Genomic DNA, 5,582 nt, shown 5'->3' on the forward strand with positions numbered 1-5,582 from the left:
GACGATGGCGCGATCGACCGCTATCTCGCCAATGACTATGCGGCGAGCTCGCTGCTGCGCTGTCATGGCCAGCTCGCCGACATGACCTTCAAGCTCGCGGAATTCCTGTCGCAATACTACATCACCGGCTTTTCGGTGACCCATTGCGGCACCTGGGTCTCGACCCGGAACGCGCTTCGCGTCGGCGAGGCCGTAGTCGAGGCGCCCGCGCTCGAAGGCCCGGCGCCGCATCTTTCGGAGGATAGCATCATGGCTGCGATGAACGTGTTCGCGCGGTCGCTGAACTGGCTGCGCCAGCGCTTTCCGGCCATGCCGGTCACCGTCGTCTATGTGCCTTCGCCGCTGTCGGTCTATCGCCATGCGGCAGAGACGGTCGCCTTCTGCAGCCCGACCGGCGGCGGCCCGATCGGCGACGATGTCGCCGCACGGCACCATCTGATGATGCGCGATGCGGCTGCGCGCATGAGCGCGGCGGCGCATGTCGATTTCGTCGACGCGACGCCGGCCCTGCGCGCCGCCGGCGAAACGCGCGTCATTCACGGCCCGGAAGACTGGGACCATCTCAACAAGGGCGGCTACGAGGTGCTCGGCAAACTCGTCGCCGCGCGCGTGCAGGGCGAGTCGGAGGATGTTCGCCTGCAGACCATCGGCGCGGTGAGGAAATGAGCTTGGCAGCTGGCTGGAGCATCAGCACACGCATGCGCACCAAATTCTCCAACAGTCATACCCCGCGAAAGCGGGGTATCCAGTACGCCGCGAAAGCGGGGTATCCAGTACGCCGCGGCTTCTCGGCTCAATCACAGCCGTCTCTGGAATACTGGATCGCCCGGTCAAGCCGGGCGATGACAGACTCATTTGTTGCAGCACACGTCCAACTACACCGCGCCCGCCTTTTGCGCGTACTGCCAGCTCGCCTTGGCGAGCGGCACGGTGCGCTTGGCGGATTCGAGCGCCTTGGCGTTCGCCGCGGTGCCGTCGCGAATGCGCCCGGCGATACCCTGCGTGATGCCGGCCAGGCGAAACAGGTTATAGGCAAAATACCAGTTGAGGTCCGGCATTTTTGTCCCGGTGACGTCGCAGTAGATCTGCGCCGCCTCCTGCTGGCTCGGGACGTTGAGCGCCGCGAGGTCGGCACCGTCGAGACCCGGCATGATCCATTGCATCAACAGATAGGTGAAGTCGGCCATGGGATCGCCCAGCGTCGACAGCTCCCAGTCCAGCACCGCGACGACGCGCGGCTCGGTGGCGTGAAAGATCATGTTGTCGAGCCGGTAGTCGCCATGCACGATCGACACGCGCTCCTGGGTCGGCAGCGTGCGCGGCAGCCACTCGATCAGCTTCTCGACCTCTTCGATGTGCTGGGTTTCCGAGGCGCGATACTGCTTGGTCCAGCGGTCGACCTGGCGCGCGAAATAATTGCCGGGCTTGCCGAAGTCGGCAAGCCCGATCGCGGTGGGATCGTAGGTGTGCAGCCGCGCCAGCGTCTCGATCTTGCTTTGGAAGATTTTTCGCCGCATCTCCGCCGGCTGGCTCGGCAGGGTTGGATCCCAAAACACCCGGCCTTCCTCCATCGACATGATGTAGAAGGCCGCGCCGATCACGCCGTCATCGGTGCAGAGCGCATAGGCTTTTGCGACCGGAAAGCCCTGTTTGCCGAGCGCTGCGATGACGCGGTACTCGCGGTCGACCGCATGCGCCGACGGCAACAATTTGCCGAACGGCTTTCGCCGCATCACATAGGAGCGCGTTGGCGTGTCGAGACGGTAGGTCGGGTTGGACTGGCCACCCTTGAACTGCAGCACGGTCAGCGGACCCTGGTAGCCGTCGACGTGCTCCTTCATCCACGCTTCGAGGCGCATCTCGTCGATGCGATGCCGCTCCTCGACCGGCCTGGTGCCGGAATATTCCTCGTCTTTCCTCACCGCCTCGGCCACGCTGACGCTCCCTGACGTTCTTCTTTCGCGCAGATTCCGATCAGATCAAACGTCCTCCAGCTTGTCATCGCCCGGCTTGACCGGGCGATCCAGTATTCCGAAACGCCGGAGACTTAATCGCTGGCGCCGCCGGCTACTGGATGCCCCGCCTTTGCGGGGCATGACTGGAAGAGATTTGACTCGGTCAGATCGAGATCTGCACCGAGGAGTTACCCTCGCGGGCTACTCCGTTAACTGCGCGCTGGAGCGTTTGAATACTTCCGAAGCTCAAGTCTGGCAATGGCGCGATTATGCACCTCGTCCGGACCGTCGGCGAGACGCAGCGTGCGGATGCCGGCATAGTCCTTGGCAAGCCCGGCCTCGTCGGAGACGCCGGCGCCGCCAAAGGCCTGGATCGCCTGGTCGATGATCTTCAGCGCCATGTTCGGCGCCGCCACCTTGATCATGGCGATCTCGAGCTGCGCGGTCTTGTTGCCGACCTTGTCCATCATGTCGGCGGCCTTCAGGCATAACAGGCGCGTCATCTCGATGTTGGTGCGGGCCTCGCCGATGCGCTGCTCCCAGACCGAATGCTCGATGATCTTCTTGCCGAAGGCGGTGCGGGAGGCGAGCCGCCGCACCATCTTCTCCAGCGCCTCCTCGGCCTTGCCGATGGTGCGCATGCAATGATGGATGCGGCCGGGGCCGAGGCGGCCCTGCGCGATCTCAAAGCCGCGGCCCTCGCCGAGCAGCAGGTTCGAGGCCGGCACACGCACGTTCTCCAAGAGCACCTGGGCGTGGCCGTGCGGCGCGTCATCGAAGCCGAACACGGGCAGCATCTTCTCCACCTTGATGCCGGGCGTGTCGAGCGGCACCAGGATCTGCGACTGCTGCTGATGCTTGGCGGCGGACAGGTCGGTCTTGCCCATCAAAATCGCGATCTTGCAGCGGGGATCGCCGACGCCGGACGACCACCATTTGCGGCCGTTGATGACGTAATGATCGCCGTCGCGCTCGATGCGGGTCTCGACGTTGGTGGCATCCGACGAGGCGACCGCAGGCTCGGTCATCAGGAAGGCGGAGCGGATCTCGCCGTCCATCAGCGGCCGCAGCCATTTGCGCTTCTGCTCCTTGCTGCCGTAGCGCATCAGCACTTCCATGTTTCCGGTGTCGGGCGCCGAGCAGTTGAAGACCTCCGAGGCCCAGCTGATGTGGCCCATCTCCTCCGAAAGCAGCGCATATTCGAGATTGGAGAGGCCGGCGCCGCGGAACTCGTCGTCCTCATGGGCGGACGGCGGCAGGAACATGTTCCAGAGCCCTTCGGCACGCGCCTTGGCCTTCAGCTCTTCGAGGATCGGGATCACCTTCCAGCGGCCGCCTTCGGCGTCCTGCTGCTTGTAGACAGGCACCGCCGGGCGGACATGCCTGGTCATGAAGCTCTGCACCCGCTCGAGCCATTCCTTCTGCTTCGGCGACATCGAAAAATCCATCGGACGCTCCTCACCTCTTCTCTGAATTCGTTCGGCGGCACTGTTAACCCGCCGGCCGGCCCTCGCAAGGCCCGCGCCGCACGACCCGCCCGCCAGGAACGAAAATGCCGCCGCGAAATCTCACGGATTGACATCTTCCTGTCTTCAAACGATAGTTTCATACACACGTTTGAAATGCAACTCCCCTTGTCCGGGGTGACCCATGCCGAGCGACCAGACCCGCACTGCCATTCTCGCCGCCGCCGAGCGGCTCTATGCCGAGCGCGGCTTCTCCGACGTCACGCTGCGCGACATCGTGTCCGAGGCGAACGTCAATCTCGCCGCGGTGAACTATCATTTCGGCTCGAAGGACGAACTGATCGCGGAACTGTTCGTGACTCGCAGCCTCGCACTCAACCGCGAGCGGCTGCGCCGATTGCGCGCGGCGGAGGAGCAAGGCGGCGGGCGCGCCGAGATCGCCGACATTTTGCGCGCCCTCGTCGGGCCGACTCTGCGCGGCTGCCTCGGCCCCGAGAACGAGCGCGCGACCGCGGCGCGGTTCATGATCCGCGTCAGCATCGAATCGGTGCCGCCGATCCGCCGCATCCGCAACCGCGAGATCGACCATTTGCGCAAATTCGTCGCCGCGATGCGCCGCGCCCTGCCCGCCCATCGCGACGTCGAGCTCTATTGGGGGCTGCATTTCGCGCTCGCAATGGCGCAGCAGACCGTTCGCGACACCGAACGGCTTGCCAAACTCTCCGAAGGTCAATGCGACGTCGACGACGTCGAGGCCGTGATCGAGCGCGTCGTCAGGGTCGCGGTGCTGGGACTGATCGCGTCACCAGCAAGCGGGAAGACAACGGAGCGCGCCGCAGCCGTGTCCGCTAGATGACGCCCTGCTGCTTCAGTGCGTCCAGCTTGGCGGCGTCATAGCCGAGCTTTGACGACAGCACCTCGGCCGTGTGCTCGCCGAGCAGCGGCGGATAGCGATATTCGGTAACCGGCGTCTCCGAAAAAGTCAGCGCGTTGCGGATCAGCGACAGATGCTGTTCGAAGGGATGCGCGGTCTTCACTTCCATGCCGCGCGCGCGCACCTGCGGATCGGCAAAGACATGGGCAAAATCGTTGACCGGACCGCAGGGAATGCCGGCCTTCTCCAGCTGCTCCAGCCAATGGCCGACCGTGTTCTTCAGAAACAGGCCGGCGAAGATCGCCATGATCTCCTTGCCGTTGGTGACGCGGTCGTTGTTTTTCAGGAATTTCGGATCGCTCGCCAGTTCAGGCGCGCCGAGCACGGCGCAAGTCCGCGTAAACTGCGCGTCGTTGCCGACCACCAGCATCAGTTCGCCGTCGGTGCAGCGGAACATGCCGGCCGGCATGCCGCCATTGCCCCAGGTGCCGCGGCGCGGCGGCTGTTTGCCATTGACCAGATAGATCTGCAGCCAGTGCGACAGCGAGGCGATCACGGTGTCGAGCAGGCAGACGTCGATGTGCTGGCCGGCGCCGCCACTCACCTTGCGGTGATAGAGCGCGGCCAGAATGCCGATCGACGTGTTCATGCCCGTCATGTAGTCGACGATCGAGGGGCCGACCTTCATCGGGCCGGCGCCTGGCTCATCGTCCATGTGGCCGGTGACGCTCATCAGCCCGCCCATGGCCTGAAAAATCGCGTCGTAGCCGGCGCGCGGCGCATAGGGCCCGGTCTGCCCGAAACCGGTCACCGAGCAATAGATGATGCCGCCATTGATGGCGCGGATCGCCTCATAGTCCAATCCGTAGCGCTTGAGATCGCCGACCTTGTAGTTCTCCATGAAGACGTCGCAGTCCTTGGCAAGCGCGCGGATGATTTCCTGCCCTTCCGCGCTGGCGATGTTGACCGTGACCGACTTCTTGTTGCGGTTGGCGCAGAGATAGAAGGAGTTGTTGTTGTTCGCCTTGCCGTCGGGGTCTTTCAAGTAAGGCGGCCCGAACGCGCGGGCGTCGTCGCCGGTACCCGGCCGCTCGATCTTGATCACGTCGGCGCCGAGATCGGCCAGCATCTGCGCCGACAAGGGTCCGGCGAGCACGCGCGTGAGATCAAGAATCCTGATGCCTGAGAGCGGCAGGGCCGACATGAATTTCCTCCGGGAAAGTCTGGTCTTATGTGGGGGTCGCAGCGCGACTTATGCGCCGCTCGCCAGCCGATACACCATTTTTG

General features: G+C 64.2%; 5 protein-coding genes. 2 read left to right on the forward strand and 3 right to left on the reverse strand.

Annotated elements, in window-relative coordinates; all coding sequences use genetic code 11:
* On the forward strand, positions 1-666 hold a 666-nt coding region (locus JOZ76_RS10810; RefSeq protein ID WP_291698625.1), incomplete at its 5' end, for a hypothetical protein.
* Between the two features lie 209 nt (positions 667-875).
* On the opposite strand, the gene JOZ76_RS10815 is transcribed toward JOZ76_RS10810, so the two are convergent.
* Complete coding sequence (locus JOZ76_RS10815) at positions 876-1,934, reverse strand: phosphotransferase family protein (protein WP_291698626.1); 1,059 nt, start codon at positions 1,932-1,934, stop codon at positions 876-878.
* 230 nt (positions 1,935-2,164) lie between these two features.
* A complete protein-coding gene (locus tag JOZ76_RS10820; protein ID WP_291698627.1) occupies positions 2,165-3,403 on the reverse strand; it encodes an acyl-CoA dehydrogenase family protein in 1,239 nt (412 codons plus the stop codon).
* Positions 3,404-3,605: 202 nt separating this feature from the next.
* On the opposite strand from JOZ76_RS10820, the gene JOZ76_RS10825 reads away from it, so the two are divergent.
* The gene (locus tag JOZ76_RS10825; RefSeq protein WP_291698628.1) at positions 3,606-4,277 is read left to right on the forward strand and encodes a TetR/AcrR family transcriptional regulator; all 672 of its coding nucleotides are present in this window, start codon (positions 3,606-3,608) and stop codon (positions 4,275-4,277) included.
* Here JOZ76_RS10825 and JOZ76_RS10830 read toward each other — a convergent pair.
* Positions 4,270-5,499, reverse strand: coding sequence for a CaiB/BaiF CoA transferase family protein (locus JOZ76_RS10830; protein ID WP_291698629.1), 1,230 nt, complete (start codon positions 5,497-5,499; stop codon positions 4,270-4,272). The two genes, JOZ76_RS10825 and JOZ76_RS10830, sit on opposite strands and share 8 nt — an antisense overlap.
* Positions 5,500-5,582 lie beyond the last annotated feature (83 nt).

Origin of the sequence: Bradyrhizobium sp. (assembly GCF_019244115.1) — a bacterium.
Taxonomy (GTDB): domain Bacteria; phylum Pseudomonadota; class Alphaproteobacteria; order Rhizobiales; family Xanthobacteraceae; genus Bradyrhizobium.